Genomic DNA, 17,083 nt, shown 5'->3' with positions numbered 1-17,083 from the left:
ATGCTGCCCCCATGGCTCGTCTGGTTCTCGTCATTCCGCTGCTTTTTATGGTGTGCACTCCGGCATGGTCCGGTGCGTGGCTCCGCGAGAAGGGGTCAAGCTTCACCGCGTTATCTGTGACCGCTTTCAAAGAGGAAGACGTCTACAAGTACAAATCCTCGCTTTATACCGAGTGGGGATTGCGGCCGAAACTCACGATCGGACTGGATGCCGAGGAGCATCAGGATTTGTATGGGCACGCGCTGGTCTTTGCACGCGTGCCGGTTGCAGACATGGGGTCAGCAGGGCGTCTGGCGGCCGAGTTCGGCGTTGGCGCGCACCATCGCCAGTACAGTAGTTGGGCAATGTACAAAGCAACACTTTCCTACGGCAAAAGCATTCAAACCGGATTGGGAGGCGGATGGATCAATGTCGACGCAGCGCTCGAAAACCGCACCCATGAGGCAGTGATCCGCAAATTGGATTTCACGGCCGGTCTGTCCTCGGGTCGACGGTTTGACCCGCTCCTGCAGATCGAAACTTCTTATGTTTCGGACCGACCATGGTACTGGAGGGTGCGACCTTCGCTGATGTATCGCCCAAAGACGGGCAGACTCACCTGGATTCTGGGTGCCGAGCGCAATTCGGCTGATGATAACATCGGGATCAAATTTGGATTGTGGCGCAGCTATTAAAGATGGGCCGCCTACATTCAGGCGGCCCACCACATCAATCAGGTATCAATCCGCAGAATGGTCGAAACCGCACCACGCAAGCCTTCGGACCAGCGCAGGCGGATATCGCTCTGGCCCGATCCCTGTCGCAACTCGACATATGGCGCGGTATAGCGCACCGCATTCAACGATGTCCTGAGGCTTCCCAGGGCAACAACCGCATCACACCCGCGCGCCCTGCCCCCGAACGGCAATTGGCCCTGCGAACTGACGGTCCAGGCTGATGACGGTGAGCTTTGCGTGTGCTGCAGCCGCAATGGATTGGCGCAAGGCGTATCGATGCCGTGGAACGTATTGTTCTCGAAACACACCCTCTTGTGCCTTTCCGGGTCGAGATCGGCAAAACTGGTATCGACCCGGTCCACTCGGTCAATCCGCACGTTGTTGACGCGGAACTTGTTGCCGGTCACGGTCAGCCCGTTCAGGAAATGCCCTGTGCCATGGGGGCGGATCACCAGATAGCTGAACCAGGGGGCAACATCGCTGGCATAAAAGATGTTATCAGTGATGCTCAGCGCGCTGAACGAGAAGCTGGTGAAGTAATCCGGGTTGGCATCGTGCTCGTTGGTCCATTCGATAAAACAGTTATCGACATAGTTCTCGGCGATGGACGAACTGTTATAGCCGCCGATGATCACCAACCCAGCGTTGCGCACCCCGTTCGCGACGTTGTCGCCCTGGAAGAAGTGGTTGCCCAGCACCAGATTGTTGTCGCCGCTCAGCACCGCGAAATGATGGAACCGCGTGGCCCGGTTGTGGCGCAGCTTGACGTCGTTGGCATTGGCGTTCAGCGCGATTGAGCTTCGGTCCGGCACGTCCAGACTTTCCTCGGTCGATAGGAACTGACAGCCATCGATCAGCATCCCCTGACATCCGCGCCCGATTGATGTGATACCCCGGTCCTTCGGGCGACTGATGAAACAGTCTTTCAGTACAAAAGTGTTCCCGCCCGGAGACAGCCGGATCGCGCTGCACCGACCGTTACACTGGAACTCGATCCCTTCCATGTTGAACTTCTGCAGCGCACTGAAACCGCTGAAATCTAGCAGATATTTGAACGACGTGAAGGTAAAGGTCTGCGTCCCCGCAGCATCATAGGTCGGCGCGCTCAGCGTGATTTCACCGGTGCTTTCGTTTTTCGACCGCACATAAACCTCACGCCCGACCCCGCTGCCGGTGACCAGCGACCCCACCGGTATATTCGCCACATTGGCCACGTTGGTCAGCGTATCAGGATCAGACGGGCTGTAGGTCGCAACCGAGGTGAAGGTTTCGGTATCCCAATTCGAGCTGCTTTTCACATCAAACTGCCCGTTGCGCACCACTCGACGGGTGGCATAACCCGTCCGGTTCGGCACCGCTGCCGCCATATCGATGGGCTCGGTCACCGCGATCTTGCGCCCGCCCAGATCCAGCGATTCATGGTCCGAGCTGTTCAGCAACGCCTGAAACGCCTTTTTAAACGCCAGCATTTCATCACCAAAGGCGGTGATATAGGTGGGCAGATCGAAATTCTTGGTCAGCAGCAGCATCTTGTCGACCGGCATCGTGACGGTGCCGTCAAACGCGACCTCGGACGCCATGTTAGTGTTCTCTTCCAGCCGGAACTCACCTTGCGGAATATAAACCTTGCGCCCATTCGCTGCCTGATCCGCCGCCTCAAACGCTGCCGAGTCATCGGTGACCCCGTCACCCACAGCGCCGAAATCGCGCACGTCGACCAGACCAATCAAATCGCGCAGGAAGACCGAGGTCACATCCTCGATCTCGATATCATCCACCCGCACCACCGCACCGTTGGTGCCTTCGATATCTAATCCAAAATGGCCATAAAGCGCCGCATTGCCCCAGGGCATATCCACGCCGGGGCGCAGGCCCGTGCCCACGATGGCCGTCACCTCATGCACGGTGCCATAGCCGGTCAGCTGCACCGCCGGACCCTGCTCGGCCAATCCGTCCACGTGCGCATCTCCGGCTCCTCCGGCCCAGCCGGCGATCCGCACCTCGGGCAGCGGCCCGCTGATCGCCTTCACCCGCGCCTTGATCTGCAGATAGCAGCCCGGCAACAAAGGCGTTTGCCCCATATACCGCAGTCGCTGCGGTTCTGCCGTCTTATAAATTTCCAGACAGCCAGCGAAATCCGCATCCGCCGGAACGAACACCCCCGTGCCCGACCCCTCATAGGTCGGAGAGCCCGGCGTGCCGTCGCCACTGGACCAGACCCCAAGACCAGCCGCATAGGCGGGCGGCATGAACACGATGCCGTCGGTGATTGCCTTGTTCATGTAAAATCCCTTTCCCAATCGCGCCAAGCACGCGCGCCAAAACCCGAAACCGCCCGGGCCCTGAGCCCAAGCGCATGGGTCTGAGTATCGAAAAGGGATTAATCGCGGCTCTTACCACCGTGACGGTGGTGTTGCCTCAGGCCGCCGGGTCGGAGTTGCCCAGCAACTGTACACCGTTGATCTTCCAGCCGTTTTCCTGCCGGATCATCTGGTAGTCCAGCAGATGCACCCGTCCGTCACCATCAGTGATCATGACCTTCTGCCACAGGGCTCCGCTAATTTCGCGCAGCTCCAGAAACCTCACATCCGCAGGCCGCCAGACCATAGGATAGCCGCGGCGCACCATGATCCCGAAATTCTCGGGATCGCCGAACAGCCGCTGGATATTGGGGCTAGCAAAGGTGAAGGCGGTGGCAAAGTCATCCGCCTTGAAGGCCTGAATCTGCGCCGAGATATTGGCCTCAATCTCGTCACTCTGAGCAAAAGCTCCGGTTGCCAGTCCGGCACTCAGGGATACAGCAAGCAATAGTCGACGCATGGGGCCACCTCCTGATGCAAGGGTAGCCCCACACTGGATCAGGTCAAATCAGACCAATTCCCCGGCCAGCGCCTTGTCGATCAGAGCAATCGTCTCTGGCACGCCATAAAGCGCGATGAACCCACCAAACCGAGGCCCTTGCGACGCCCCCAACAGCACTTCGTAAAGTGCCGTGAACCAGCCGCGCATCGGATCGAACCGCTCACGCCCGATGGAATAGACCACCGATTGCAGTGCCTCGTCTTCCATCGGCCCGTCATAGGCTTCCAAGGCCGCCCTCAATGCTTCCAGCGCCTCATGCTCCTGATCCGTCGGCGCGCGATGCTGGCGCGTCGGCTTGACGAAATCGTTGAAGTACCTCACTGCAAAGCCCGCCGCCTGATCCAGATCGGGATGGGTCTCGGCAGTGGCCTCGGGCGCATAACGGCGGATAAAGCCCCACAGCGCCTCCTTGTCCTCGGCCCCAGACACGGACGCCAGGTTCAACAGCATCGCAAACGGAACCATCAGGGTGGATTCCGGAACGTCGCCACCATGGATATGCCAGACGGGATTATTCAGCTGAGCCTTCAGGTCCTGTCCCGGATAGGCCCGCAACTGTTGATGATATTCATCATACGCCTTTGGGATCACATCGAAATGCATCCGCTTCGCGGTCTTGGGCTTTTGATACATGAAATAGGCCAGCGACTCGGTGGGCGCATAGGTCAGCCATTCATCGATCGAAACACCATTGCCCGACGACTTCGAAATCTTCTGGCCGTTCTCATCGAGGAACAGTTCATACGAGAAATGCTCAGGCGCACGACCTCCCAAAGCCCGGCAGATCGCGTCATAGATCTTCTCGTTGGTGGCATGTTCCTTGCCATACATTTCGAAATCAACGCCCAAAGCGGCCCAGCGCGCGCCAAAATCAGGCTTCCACTGCAGCTTCACATTGCCGCCAGTCACGGGCAGCGTCCATTCCTTGCCATCCTCGTCATCGAAGGTGACAGTGTAGGTATCGGCGCAAACCTTCTTCATCGGCACATACAGAACCCGCCCGGTCTCGGGATGGATCGGCAGGAAGATCGAGTAGGTCTGCTGACGTTCTTCGCGCAGGCTTTTCAGCATGATGGCCATCACGTCGTCATACTTCTCAACGGCGCGCTTCAGGATCTCGTCGAACTGGCCCGAGCGGTAAAACTCGCGAGCCGAATAGAACTCATACTCGAACCCGAAAGTATCGAGGAACCGGCGCAGCATCGCATTGTTATGCTCACCAAAGCTGTCATATTCACCAAACGGGTCCGGCACCGAGGTCAGCGGACATTGCAGATAATCCTGCAGCGCCTCGGGGTTCGGCACATTGCTGGGAACTTTCCGCATCCCATCCAGATCGTCAGAGAAACAGATCAGCTTGGTCGGGATATCCGACAGCGCCTCAAACGCGCGCTTGACCATCGTGGTCCGCGCCACCTCACCAAAGGTCCCGATATGCGGCAGACCCGAGGGGCCATAACCCGTCTCAAACAGCACATATCCCTTCTCCGGAGCGCCCTGCTTATACCGTTTGAGCAACCGCCGCGCCTCTTCAAACGGCCACGCCTTGGACGTCATCGCGGTTTCACGCAGGTCAGACATTTGGATACTCCATCGGGAAACGTGCCAGACACCCCATGCGCCCGGACCGGCCCCTGTTATTGTGCAGGTGCAGTATGAGTCAATAAAGGGTGGTGATTTTCATGCCTCTATGCGCATGAACGGCGTACAATCCATATCTGGTCTTGGTTACAAGTGTCCGCAGCACGGGGCATTGCGGCATTCTGAAAAACGTAGTCTGTTGATCGCTCTCGCGGATTTGCAAGCAAGGCAAAAGATTAAATCGACATAAGCCATTTCCTGAAAATTCTCACGGTGACCCGTTCCTGATCGCCGGGGCGGCAGACGAAATAGAGCCCCCGATCCAATGGAACCCGGCTTTCATCGAGGCGGATCAAGCGACCAAGTTCCAAATCCCTCTCCGCCAAGAGATGTCTTGCCAACGCTACACCTTGCCCGTCAATCGCAGCCTCCAACAGAACCGCGCTGTCCACGTACTTGATGCTCTGCGAATTGATCCGGTCAGCGCCCAGCCCGACCTGCGCAGCCCAGCTTTCCCACCCGACGTTGTAGGCATCATGCAAGAGTGGAAGATCAGCCACATTCTCGGCGGGCATCGGCAGTCGGGTTTTACCAACAAGGGATGGCGCTGCTACAACAATCAGGTCCTCTTGTCTTATCTGCTCATGATAGAGCCCGTCCCAACCGGGTTCCCCGAACCGCAGGGCGACATCGACCTCAGACGCATCAAAATCCGCAAATCGATCATTTGTGTCCAGCAGCAACGCGATACTCGGATGTTCTTGCTGAAATGAACTGAGCAACGGGACAAGCCATTTAAGCGCCAGCGATGTTGACAACGACACCGTAATCGACTGGCGGTGATGCAGCCGCTTCACCTCCATCACGCCCAGTTGCAACGCCGAAAATGCCCCGCGCGTCGATTGATGCAGAAGCTCCCCGGCACTGGTCAGTTCAACCCCATTTGGGCGGCGATGAAAAAGCGTTACGCCAAGATGCAGTTCCAGCAGCTTAATTTGCCGACTGATCGCCCCGTGGGTGACGTTCAGAACATCCGCTGCCTTGGTCAGGCTGGAGTGGGTTGCGGTTTCATCAAAGGCCTGAAGGGCACGTAGATGTCTAAGGTTCTCCGGCATGTGAGAAAACCTAACAGCATTGCCCCAAAAACTCGATAGGTCTGCTTTGTTTCCGGCAGTTACACTGACCACAGATCAATAAACCTCACACACTGTGCGCCCAAAGAAAGGACATACCATGCCCGATACCAAAGTTGCTTTGATGACAGGTACAGGACAGGGAATTGGCCGGGGTTGTGCCATTGAAATGGCGAAAGCCGGCTATAAGGTTTCGCTTATGTCTCCGTCCAACCGCTCGGTTGAATTGGCGGAGGAACTTGAGGGCATTGGCCGTCGCGGCTCTGTATTAGATGTCGATGATTTGCAAGCGATGGTCGACGACACCATGAGCAAATATGGACGGATTGATGCAATCGTCAGTAATATGGGTCACGGTGGAACGGTGCCTGAAGCCATCAAAACCGTCGGTTTCGATCCTGACTTTGACGGACCGCTATTGGAACTCAGCGACGAGTTATGGCACGAAAGTCTGGACATGTATGTGCTAAATGTCGTCAAGATCGCCCGTATCGTCACGCCCATTCTGATCGAACAAGGCGGCGGTGCATTCGTAAATATCTCATCCATGAACACAATCGAGCCACGTGCGCCCTATCCCATGAGCATGCTGCGTGGAGCATTGCATAGTTTCTCAAAGCTTTACGGGGACCGATATGCACGGCACAACATTCGCATGAACAACCTGCTGCCGGGGTTCTGCGAAAACGTGAACCTGTCCGAACAGGCACGCCGGGAAATCCCCGCTCAGCGGCCCGCAACGTTCGAAGAAATTGGGCAGGCTTGCGTGTTTCTCGCCAGCGATGCAGCCCGGTATATCAACGGTCAGAGTATACTGTCCGACGGCGGGATGAACCGGGCAGTGCGATAGCAAAAAGGCGGTGAAGCGTGATTTTCGCGGCCCTCGATGAAATCCTTGACACAGATCGGGAGGCAACAGGTGATGCCCCCCGAGGTTTGATTTCTACTGCGACATCCCACCTTCGGTCGATATCTGCTCTTCGACATGGCCCTGGTTGGTTATGTCCGGCCCCCGCGGAGGATAGTCCTTGAAGGTAGACAGGTGGTTTTGGACGATTTTGGCAGCAGGGCCAAAGGCCCACATTTTGTTGCCCATCCAACGGGTATACATCCCCGATTCCTCAGCTGCCTTCTCATAGGGATCGCGGCGCAGGTTGAACAGCAGGGGCGCGTTCAGTTCCTCTTTTGGACCTGCCCATCCTTCGGTTTGTATCGTGAAATGTGCTTTCCAATCACCATGGCGTACCGCTTGCAGGTCCGGACCTTCATAGTAGATAATCTCGTCCCGGTTGCTCTCACCTTTACCAGTCAGGAAAGGCAGTTGGTTGTAACCATCCAGATGCACCTGATAGCCCTCATAGCCCTTCAGTAGTGATCCAGGCAGATCGTCAGGTCCTCCGGCGGCGGCGACGAGGGTAGGCATCCAGTCAAGACCAGCAAAAATTCCGTTGCTTACGGTCCCGGCGGAAACTCTTCCGGGCCAGCGAATGATAGCAGGAACGCGGAAGCCGCCTTCCCATGTCGTACCTTTTTCGCCTCGGAACGGTGTTGTTCCACCGTCAGGCCAAGTCATGGTTTCGGGGCCGTTATCCGAGGTGAAGACTACAATAGTGTTGTCCGAGATGCCAAGTTCGTCCAGACGGGCCATGACCTTGCCCACGTTGTCGTCAAGCTCTTTCATTACGACATCCTGCAAACCGCGCCCGTCGCCCAGCATTGCCTCGTATTCGGGGCTCAGATGTGTCCAGACATGTGCTCGGGCCGGGGCCATCCAGACAAAGAAGGGCGTGTCGCTATCGACCGCGCGGTTGATGAAGTCCAGAGTATGGGCCGTCACCTCATCGTCGAGCGTTTTTTGCCGATCGGGCGGAGCCGGGCCATCGTCGATTATACGCTGCTTTCCAACCAGGCCCCAGCGAGGATCTACAGTTTCATCAATTGTATCCGTGGCATAGGCGTGGATGATGTTCCGTGGGCCAAATGTGTCGTTGAATTTCTGATCTTTGGGCCAATCGGGGTCAGAGGTGTATTCCATCGCATTCAGGTGGTAAAGCCAGCCCCAATATTCATCGAAACCTTTCACAGTTGGCAGAAACTTGTTCATATCGCCCAAGTGATTTTTGCCAAATTGCCCGGTGGTGTAGCCTAGAGATTTAAGGATGTTGGCCAGAGTAGGGTCTTTTTCATTCAGACCTTTTTCCGGATCTCCGGGCAGCCCGACTGTGTGCATCCCCGTCCGAACTGGCAATTGTCCGGTGATAAAGGCAGATCGCCCGGCGGTGCAGCTTGGCTGAGCATAGTAATCCGTAAGGCGCATACCATCCGCAGCAAGCTGGTCAAGGTTGGGGGTTTTGATACTTTTCACACCCTGATGATAGCTGCCCAGACTGGCCCAGCCGACATCGTCGGCCATGATGACAAGGATATTGGGCTGGTCGGTTTCGGCCAAAACTGGCAGGGCACAGACCGAAGCTGTAGCCAGCGTGGCGGAAACCACAATAGATCGAAAAATGAACATTTTTACCTCTGCGAACGTAGAAGACGATACCGGTGAAGGGAATATCGAAAGTCCGATCAGGGATAGCGGTCGAAACTTTCGCGTCGCAACAGAGCTTTACCGGAATTTCATATTGTGAAATCTAAAGAGCAAAACCTGAAATGTGTTTGACGGCATGATGAACGAAAACTCTTTGACCGCTTTTCTTACATTGGCTGAAATCGGCAGTTTCCAAAATGCTGCCCGTGCGATGGGTGTGTCCAACGCATCATTGTCCCGCTATGTCGGGCAGGCCGAGGACTATACGGGGCTTGTTTTGTTTCATCGAAGCCGAAACAACAGCACTCTGACACGCGCAGGGCAGGAGTTCTTGCCAATCGCCCAGGCGCTGCGCGAAGACCTGAACCAGTATGCAACGCGCGTGGCCGCTTTGCGCGAAACCGGGCCGGGCACTTTGCTGATCGGTTGTGGGCCTCTGACCACGAGAACCCTGATCCTGCCCGCCCTGCGATCAGTGCGGCAAGTGATGCCTGATCTTCGTTTCCGAATTCTGGTAAGCGCCTACGCACGACCGCTTGATTTGTTGCAGGCGGGAAAGTTCGACATGTTCCTCGGTGACCTGACCTACACACCCGAAGCTGACAACGTCGAGATTATGGTGATGGAGAAACAACAAATCCAGTTTGTGGCACATCGCGACCATAAGATTCATCAGCGTGGCCCGCAAACGATGGCAGGCATATTCGATTTTCCCTTTGCATCTCCGCATCTCCACAAACACTGGAAAGCCGCTTTGACAAAAGCACTTGGTGGCGGTGCTGAAGCCGTCGAAAAGGTGAATGCACAGCCGCATATCGAATGCGACGACTACAACCTCCTGACCGGATTGTTGGCAGAACCGGACTACATCGTGGGAGGGATGGCGGACACATTTGCGGATCTGATCCATGCAAAGACGGTGAAACCCGTGTCTATGGCACAGAACCTTACGTGGAACATCTGCGCAGCGCGTAAGTCACAGAACACTTCGGATGCTGTAGAATTATTCTGGAGTGAGCTTGCTAAATATCGGGCATGACCGGCGGTGCAAGGCATAGAAAGACGCCCAACTGAAACGCATCTTAGCTAGTGCCTGGTCGTTTCCGTATGGCCAATTAACTTGGCGAAGTTCTGCTTTGGAATGCTGGCGGTGAAAGTCCGAAATGCTTGGTTCGCGACGCGCAGCACATGCAAAGAATAGAAGCCTGGTCGACGGCAGGTGTAAGCTCTCAACGGACGTTTACATCGCAGCCGAAATCACCCACCCTCATCGATCGCATTCATTGCACCCCAAAACTACCAGTTGAACCTCCTTGCACCCGCTCCTATCGTGCGGCAACAAATGTTTCATTCAGGACGACACCATGACCGAGCAAACCCCACATCCGATGTCCCCGCAGGATTGCCTTGTGGCGATCATGGTGGCGATTTCCGCTTCGGACGAGAACATCCGAACCGCCGAGCTGGTCAAGATCGAAGGCGCGGTCAACATGCTGCCGGTGTTTGCAGGCTACGACATCGACCGAACCCGCCGCGTCTCGCAGATCGTGTTTGATTTGTTTGAGCAGGTGGACGGGCTGGATGCCCTGTTCGGACTGATCCGTGACAACCTGCCCGAACGCCTGAACGAAACCGCCTACGCGCTGGCCTGTGATGTCGCCGCCGCTGACGGCACTCTGGCCGAAACCGAATTGCGCCTGCTGGAAGAAATCCGGTACGAGCTGAGCATCGACCGCCTGCACGCTGCCGCTATCGAACGCGGGGCACGGGCGCGGCATACGACCTAGCTGCCGTAGAGCGTACCCCACCGCTCAATCAGATTGCGCTGCAAAGTGCGAGACCGTCGGTTCCAGGCCCGCGCGCCGTCCGGGCGCTCGCGCGACGCACGCGGGATCGTGGCACGGTGCGCGGTATCGGCGGTGAAGATCGCAAAGGCCAGATCCACCCCATCTGCCGTTGTCATGTAACCGCCAAGACCCGAGACGAAGTTCAAAGTACCCGTTTTTGCGTCGACCTTGATCGGATGATCCTTGACCGGCTGCCCGTTTTTGTCGGCCAGCGTAAAGGACCGAAGCAACGGCCGCAGCTCCTCTGACTGCCCCGCCGCCACCAGCGTATTGACCAGACCGAAGGGGGCCATACGTGAGGAACCGCTAAGTCCGGAATGATCGACCATCGCGATCCCATCTGCGCCAAAACGCTCTGCCGCCCATAGGTTCATTTCTGCGGCCGAGTCCTCAAGGCTCTGCGGCGCAACCCCGCGCGCCTTGGTGGCCGCCAAACCCACCATTTCGGCGGTTATATTGGTCGAATATCTCAGCATCCCCTTCAGGATGCTCTCCAACGGATCACTCTGATGCACCACCAGCTCGGTCCCTTGCGTTGCTTGCCGCGTTACCTGCACCCGGCCAAGTATGATCCCGTTCACGCGTGCCAGCGTACGGAACACGTCCCCGGCATAAAGCGCAGGCTTGCGCACCGGCAGCCACCGGGCACCGCCATTGCCCAGCGCCCCTTTGGCCACGGTCCAGCGATCCTGCCGCGCGCTTGGCTGATAGGTGTAGATCGGCAGGCTGCGGTTCTCGACCCGCATTGATGCCATATCCACCGACGGCCTGTAACTTGCGCTGCGCGCATCCATGGTCACGTCATAGCCGGTGCCCTCGCGTTTCCACTCGAAATGCACACGGTTGAAATTCAGGGAAATCCCGCTGATCGACGGGCTATAGCCCAGATGATCCGGCTGCCCCGGATCAATGCTGAAGACGTAGGGCAGCGCACCATCATAGACCTTGAACGCGCCCTTCACCTCGGTGATCCCGGCCTTGCGCAGATTGGCTGCCATTGTGGCCAGCGCGTCTGTATCCAGCAGCGGATCACCGCCACCCGCAAGGATCAGGTCACCTTTCAGAATGCCATTCTCGACCGGTCCATCCGCGATCAAGCGCGTTTCGAACCGATACTCCGGACCCAGCACATCCAGCGCATAAAGCGCGGTCAGCGCCTTGGCGACGCTGGCTGGTGGTAGGCTTTGGCCCTCGCCGAACACCTCCAGCGGCGTTCCGGTTTCCACGTCGGCCACGGCGAAAACAACCTCGCCCTTCAGCCCCGCTGCCTGAACCAGTCGCTCGGCCCCGCTGGGCTGCGGGCCACGCAGCACAGGGCGCAGAGACACCGAAGGCGCCTCGGCCAGACCTGCGCCCGGAACCAGAGACGCCCCTAATCCACCCAGAAACAAACGACGCGAAATTCGATCGACCATGGGTCTATTAGAATCCCAGAGCTTAAATGCAGACAATCACTTGATTAAGATTATGCGCCAAGTGGAGTCATTCGGGCAACACCCCATCGCTCCAATTCCCGCGATTGCGCAACTCGGTCGAACTGACGTCAACCATCGGCACGTTCACAAAACACCACGCCGGAGCATCCGCCCGCCCCAGCAAATGCCGCGCCTGCCCGTCGATACGGTACTTGGCATAAAGCCGAGCCGCCGGAGACATCCGCGCCGAGATCCGATCCCCCGGCCGCGCCACAACGCCCACAGGCACGCTGTCCATGATCTGTCGCCAGTCCTTCCAGCGGTGAAACTGCGCCAGATTGTCGGCCCCCATCAGCCATACAAACCGAACCTGCGGATAAAGCCGCCGCAGCGCCGCCAGTGTATCCGCCGTCGCCCGCGTCCCCGTCAGCGCCTCAATATCCGTCACATCAACGCGCGGATGCTGCATCACGTCCCGCGCCGCCGCAACCCGCCGCTCCAAAGGCGCAGGCCCCCGCTCCTTCAACGGATTGCCCGGCGACACCAGCCACCACACCCGATCCAGCCCGAACGCCTTCATCGCCTCGCGCGTCACATGCACATGACCTTGATGCGGAGGATCAAATGACCCTCCGAACAACCCCACGACCTGCCCGGGCCCCGCATATGGAATGGTACTGCGTTCCATCCTCTGCTGATGTTCAGAACTGAGAGGTGTTGTCAATCAATCGGCTGCACCACATCGCCAAGCCTGACTTGCCCCGGTTGCACTACTTCGGCACACCATCCCCCATGCCCCCGCACAGCAGAATAGCCGCCTTTGCCCAACGCCTCCTCCATCCGACTGCACGGAGCGCATATCACGGTAAAGCGCAAAACGGCCTCCCCGACCTGCACCTCCCGCCCCTTTAGCGCCGCCAGATTGATCCCAGAAACCACCAGATTGCGCCGCAGGATCTCAGGCTTAACCGATCCTTGCCCCAGATAAGAGCCAATCGCCGCCAGATGTTCCTGCTGGATCAAAGTCACCGCCCGCTTGCCCGCCCGGCTGCGGTCGCCGTCGAGCCCATCGGCTGATACCCAAACCTCGTTGCGCCCATCCATTTCCGCTCTGCGGCCGGGACGTAAACCAATCCATGTCACCCGGCCCGGTTGCGCCCAACCGGCAATCAGTTCCGCAAGTTCTGCCAAAACCCCACCACTCCTTGTCGTGTTGGTTCTACCGGATCAAACGACCACAGAAAATTCACAAAACCACCAGCTTGCCCCGCCCGCTCGCCTCGGATATCCAGCGTTCCAACTTGATTTCCCCGACCCAGAGGACGCGACATGGCCGCCTATCAATATGTCTACCACATGCAGGGTGTCTCCAAGACCTATCCCGGTGGCAAGAAGTGCTTTGAAAACATCCACCTGAGCTTCCTGCCCGGCGTGAAAATCGGTGTCGTGGGCGTCAACGGCGCGGGTAAATCGACGCTGATGAAGATCATGGCGGGCCTCGACACCGACTTCACCGGTGAGGCATGGGCGGCCGAAGGCGCCAAGGTCGGCTATCTGCCGCAGGAACCTCAGCTGGATGAATCGCTGACCGTCCGCGAGAACGTCATGCTGGGCGTGGCCGCGAAAAAGGCCAAGGTCGACCGCTTCAACGAAATCGCCATGGAGATCGCCGAGAACTACTCGGACGAGCTGATGGAAGAGATGACCACCCTGCAGGACGCGATCGACGCGGAAAACCTGTGGGACCTCGACAGTCAGATCGATGTCTCGATGGAAGCGCTGCGCTGCCCGCCGGACGATGCCAACATTGCCAACCTCTCGGGCGGTGAAAAACGCCGCGTGGCGCTGTGCAAGCTTCTGCTGGAAGCGCCCGACATGCTGTTGCTCGACGAACCGACCAACCACCTGGACGCCGAGACCATCGCCTGGCTGCAACAACACCTGATCGACTACAAGGGCACCATCCTGATCGTCACCCACGACCGCTATTTCCTGGACGACATCACCGGCTGGATTCTGGAACTCGACCGGGGTCGCGGCATTCCCTACGAAGGCAACTATTCCGCATGGCTGGAACAAAAGGCCAAACGCCTCGAACAGGAAGCCCGTGAGGACAAGTCCAAGCAGAAGACCCTGCAGCGCGAGCTGGAATGGATGCGTCAGGGCCAAAAGGCCCGTCAGGCCAAATCCAAGGCCCGGATCAACGCCTATAACGAGCTGGCCGACCAGTCCGAACGCGAAAAGCTGACCCGCGCCCAGATCGTCATTCCCAACGGCCAGCGCCTTGGTGGCAAAGTGATCGAGGTTGAGGGCCTGTCGAAACACATGGGCGACAAGCAACTGATCGAAGGGTTGGACTTCGCCCTGCCCCCCGGCGGCATCGTTGGCGTCATCGGCCCCAACGGTGCAGGTAAATCGACCCTGTTTAAGATGCTCACCGGGCAGGAACAGCCCGACAGCGGCACCATCACGCTGGGCGACACGGTCGAGCTGTCCTATGTCGACCAATCCCGCGATGACCTCAAAGACAACGACACCGTGTGGGAGGCGATCACCGGCGGCGCCGAGATCATCCAACTGGGCGACGCGCAGGTCAATTCCCGCGCCTATTGCTCGTCCTTCAACTTCAAGGGCGGCGACCAGCAGAAAAAGGTCTCGTTGCTGTCAGGGGGTGAACGCAACCGCGTCCACATGGCCCGCCTGCTGAAAGAGGGCGGCAACGTCCTGCTGCTCGACGAACCGACCAACGATTTGGACGTGGAAACCCTCCGCGCGCTGGAAGACGCGCTGGTCGATTTCGCCGGCTGCGCCGTCGTCATCTCCCACGACCGCTTCTTCCTCGACCGGATTTGCACGCATATTCTGGCGTTCGAGGGCGATGCCCATGTGGAGTGGTTCGAGGGCAACTTCGAGGACTACGAAGAGGACAAAAAACGCCGTCTGGGACCGGACGCGCTGGAGCCCAAGCGGTTGAAGCATAAGAAGTTTGCGCGGTGAACTAGTGTTGAGTCTGATTACCCTCAACGCAAGTTTCGATATGTAATTTGTGTTGAGGGGCGTGAAAATACCACCGTAGCATCATAAAATCCACCAACATTACTTTCAAACTCAAATAGAAAACTAAACGATTCGAGCCCCCCTCCAACAACCCTCCTGCAATCCGGTCCAATACCTACTTCAGTTTTTTTACCTTCTTCTGAAATAGCGTACGCGTGAGGTGTGGATTGACAAACATCTAAAGTTTTGTCGGTCCTGTTGCGCAGTGTCAGACTCAAATCTGCAAACGCACCTCTAATTCTTGAACTATCAACACAAACCTCAAAATTCTGTGTTGATTTACAATCAAATAGCCCGGACGAATTCCCGTAATCTGAAGTAAGCTGAGCTTTTTCCGCTACATCAGTCTGGTCACTCGAATTAACGCCGGAAACAATATCGCTCCAAATTTTCAGACGGCAAGCTCTGTTATTCAGTATTTCTTCACCAAGTTCTTCCCTTAGTACCCCTACATATTCCTCGGCTGAAAAGTCACCATCGCCTTCCAGACCAAGATCTGCCAATATTCGAGCCAGATTTTTCAATTCGACTCCCGCAGCGCCACTTGCGTTTATTTCACTCGAAGAACCGCCTTGCGCGAATTCGCCACAAACGACTACAACTGCCTCTCTGACTCTCCTTAGATCTTCGTCTTCAAGCGATTGTGCCTGCATAGAGCTGGCAAGCAACAACACTATTCCGATAATCAATTTCAAAAGAACATCCATCAAACAAATTCCAAACTTTTTCGGACAACTATCAACCAAGTTTATTCAACAGGCTAACGACTGGAAACGTTTTTTTTAGCAAGTGTAGAATGTGTGCTCTCACCCATCACTCCTCAATTCTCCAATATCCCACCACATAAATTGATGGGTGAAATCACCCATCCTACGCTTCCCCAAACGCTCCTTCGGTGACAACGCCACTCCATACCGGATCAACCCGGCCTGCGCGGATATCACGATAAATCGACGAATACGGCCAATCGGTTGGATGCTCCACCAACCCATGTTTGACCGGATTGCCCCAACAATAAACCACATGATTGCGGTAATCTCGTTCGTCCCGAATGGTGTGCTCCCAAAACCGGCGTTGCCAAATCCCGCGTTCCTGTTTGACAACCTTGGACTCGCTTCGCGGACCGAATTCTCCGACGGCACGCACAAATCGGCTTTTGATTAACCGCCACCGCGTCGAATAATCCGCATCCCCCGGCGGCAAGGTCCAAACCGCGTGCAGGTGATCCGGCGATACAACAAACGCATCGCACCAGAACGGCCGCTCTATCTGCGTTGCTGCAAAGGCCGCCCGCAGATGCGCTACCTCACGCACCAGCAAATCCGACGACCGGTCGGCCAAAGACACGGTGAAAAAATACTTGGCTCCGGGAACGCGGACGTGTCGATAATCGCTCATGCTGTAACTTGATCATGACGAGGGTTAACGGATTCTGAATGCCACTCCAACGCGCCAGATAAATAACCGGACCTTATCAAAGCTCCGCCAACTAATAACCAAAACCATCGGCGGATTCTTGTACAAGTCGGACGATTGCCCCTCAAACCCCTGTACAAACCGTACAATCCGCCCTTGCCACACCGCCTGACCGATGCCATATCCATGAGGCTTACGTTTTTCTATTTCGACCTGCAGTCTCCTTCTACGGCGCTCAGTCTATCGATCCAGACAACGACGCCGGGCTGCCGCATCCACGTGGGCAGCACTAAACAGGAGACAACGGATATGCCCGCAGGCACCGTAAAATGGTTCAACACCACCAAAGGCTATGGCTTTATCGCACCCGAAGATGGCGGCAAAGACATCTTCGTACACATCTCGGCAGTCGAGCGTTCGGGCCTCACCGGTCTGGCCGACAACCAGAAAGTCACGTACGAGCTGCGCGCTGGTCGTGACGGCCGCGAAAGCGCCGACAATATCGAACTGGCCTAAGCCG

16 protein-coding genes are annotated in these 17,083 nt (G+C 57.0%); 6 read left to right on the top strand and 10 right to left on the bottom strand.

What is annotated here, in order from left to right; all coding sequences use genetic code 11:
• Positions 1-11: 11 nt before the first annotated feature.
• A complete protein-coding gene (locus ACR0DE_RS15985) occupies positions 12-674 on the top strand; it encodes a hypothetical protein (RefSeq protein ID WP_170408267.1) in 663 nt (220 codons plus the stop codon).
• 38 nt (positions 675-712) lie between these two features.
• Here ACR0DE_RS15985 and ACR0DE_RS15980 read toward each other — a convergent pair whose 3' ends face one another.
• The 4 genes from ACR0DE_RS15980 to ACR0DE_RS15965 all read right to left on the bottom strand — a co-directional run bounded on the left by ACR0DE_RS15980 (position 713) and on the right by ACR0DE_RS15965 (position 6,274).
• Positions 713-2,998 carry a glycosyl hydrolase family 28-related protein gene (locus tag ACR0DE_RS15980; protein WP_480754205.1) on the bottom strand — a complete coding sequence of 762 codons (2,286 nt, stop codon included), beginning with the start codon at positions 2,996-2,998 and terminating at the stop codon, positions 713-715.
• Positions 2,999-3,134: 136 nt separating this feature from the next.
• Positions 3,135-3,536 (bottom strand): DUF4864 domain-containing protein, encoded by a 402-nt coding sequence (locus ACR0DE_RS15975; RefSeq protein WP_480754203.1) that lies wholly within the window; start codon positions 3,534-3,536, stop codon positions 3,135-3,137.
• A 48-nt stretch (positions 3,537-3,584) separates the two neighbouring features.
• Positions 3,585-5,159, bottom strand: coding sequence for a lysine--tRNA ligase (locus ACR0DE_RS15970; RefSeq protein ID WP_480754201.1), 1,575 nt, complete (start codon positions 5,157-5,159; stop codon positions 3,585-3,587).
• Positions 5,160-5,395: 236 nt separating this feature from the next.
• Positions 5,396-6,274 (bottom strand): LysR substrate-binding domain-containing protein, encoded by an 879-nt coding sequence (locus ACR0DE_RS15965; RefSeq protein WP_480754199.1) that lies wholly within the window; start codon positions 6,272-6,274, stop codon positions 5,396-5,398.
• 118 nt (positions 6,275-6,392) lie between these two features.
• Here ACR0DE_RS15965 and ACR0DE_RS15960 point away from each other — a divergent pair, with 118 nt between their 5' ends.
• Positions 6,393-7,142 (top strand): SDR family oxidoreductase, encoded by a 750-nt coding sequence (locus ACR0DE_RS15960; RefSeq protein WP_170395947.1) that lies wholly within the window; start codon positions 6,393-6,395, stop codon positions 7,140-7,142.
• Between the two features lie 93 nt (positions 7,143-7,235).
• On the opposite strand, the gene ACR0DE_RS15955 is transcribed toward ACR0DE_RS15960, so the two are convergent.
• Complete coding sequence (locus ACR0DE_RS15955; RefSeq protein ID WP_480754197.1) at positions 7,236-8,810, bottom strand: arylsulfatase; 1,575 nt, start codon at positions 8,808-8,810, stop codon at positions 7,236-7,238.
• A gap of 157 nt (positions 8,811-8,967) precedes the next feature.
• Here ACR0DE_RS15955 and ACR0DE_RS15950 point away from each other — a divergent pair, with 157 nt between their 5' ends.
• Positions 8,968-9,867, top strand: coding sequence for a LysR family transcriptional regulator (locus ACR0DE_RS15950; protein WP_480737016.1), 900 nt, complete (start codon positions 8,968-8,970; stop codon positions 9,865-9,867).
• A 325-nt stretch (positions 9,868-10,192) separates the two neighbouring features.
• Positions 10,193-10,615, top strand: a complete 423-nt coding sequence (locus ACR0DE_RS15945; protein WP_170395941.1) for a tellurite resistance TerB family protein — start codon at positions 10,193-10,195, stop codon at positions 10,613-10,615.
• Here the strand turns inward: ACR0DE_RS15945 and dacB are convergent.
• From dacB to ACR0DE_RS15930, 3 genes are all read right to left on the bottom strand, one after another.
• Complete coding sequence (gene dacB / locus ACR0DE_RS15940; RefSeq protein ID WP_480754195.1) at positions 10,612-12,090, bottom strand: D-alanyl-D-alanine carboxypeptidase/D-alanyl-D-alanine endopeptidase; 1,479 nt, start codon at positions 12,088-12,090, stop codon at positions 10,612-10,614. The two genes, ACR0DE_RS15945 and dacB, sit on opposite strands and share 4 nt — an antisense overlap.
• Positions 12,091-12,157: 67 nt before the next feature.
• Positions 12,158-12,778, bottom strand: a complete 621-nt coding sequence (locus tag ACR0DE_RS15935) for a nicotinate-nucleotide adenylyltransferase (RefSeq protein WP_480754192.1) — start codon at positions 12,776-12,778, stop codon at positions 12,158-12,160.
• Positions 12,779-12,810: 32 nt separating this feature from the next.
• Positions 12,811-13,281, bottom strand: coding sequence for an MOSC domain-containing protein (locus tag ACR0DE_RS15930; protein ID WP_223117574.1), 471 nt, complete (start codon positions 13,279-13,281; stop codon positions 12,811-12,813).
• 138 nt (positions 13,282-13,419) lie between these two features.
• On the opposite strand from ACR0DE_RS15930, the gene ettA reads away from it, so the two are divergent.
• Positions 13,420-15,087 (top strand): energy-dependent translational throttle protein EttA, encoded by a 1,668-nt coding sequence (gene ettA, locus ACR0DE_RS15925; protein ID WP_170514038.1) that lies wholly within the window; start codon positions 13,420-13,422, stop codon positions 15,085-15,087.
• 23 nt (positions 15,088-15,110) lie between these two features.
• Here the strand turns inward: ettA and ACR0DE_RS15920 are convergent, their stop codons facing one another.
• Positions 15,111-15,854 carry a hypothetical protein gene (locus ACR0DE_RS15920; protein ID WP_480754190.1) on the bottom strand — a complete coding sequence of 248 codons (744 nt, stop codon included), beginning with the start codon at positions 15,852-15,854 and terminating at the stop codon, positions 15,111-15,113.
• A 163-nt stretch (positions 15,855-16,017) separates the two neighbouring features.
• The gene (locus tag ACR0DE_RS15915; protein WP_480754188.1) at positions 16,018-16,545 is read right to left on the bottom strand and encodes an REP-associated tyrosine transposase; all 528 of its coding nucleotides are present in this window, start codon (positions 16,543-16,545) and stop codon (positions 16,018-16,020) included.
• A 327-nt stretch (positions 16,546-16,872) separates the two neighbouring features.
• On the opposite strand from ACR0DE_RS15915, the gene ACR0DE_RS15910 reads away from it, so the two are divergent.
• Positions 16,873-17,079: a cold-shock protein gene (locus ACR0DE_RS15910; protein ID WP_010442474.1), complete on the top strand. Its 207-nt coding sequence runs from the start codon at positions 16,873-16,875 to the stop codon at positions 17,077-17,079.
• Positions 17,080-17,083 lie beyond the last annotated feature (4 nt).

This window comes from Ruegeria sp. C10 (assembly GCF_056537805.1).
Note: the sequence above shows the minus strand (reverse complement) of the source record. Positions and strands in the feature narration are given on the sequence as shown.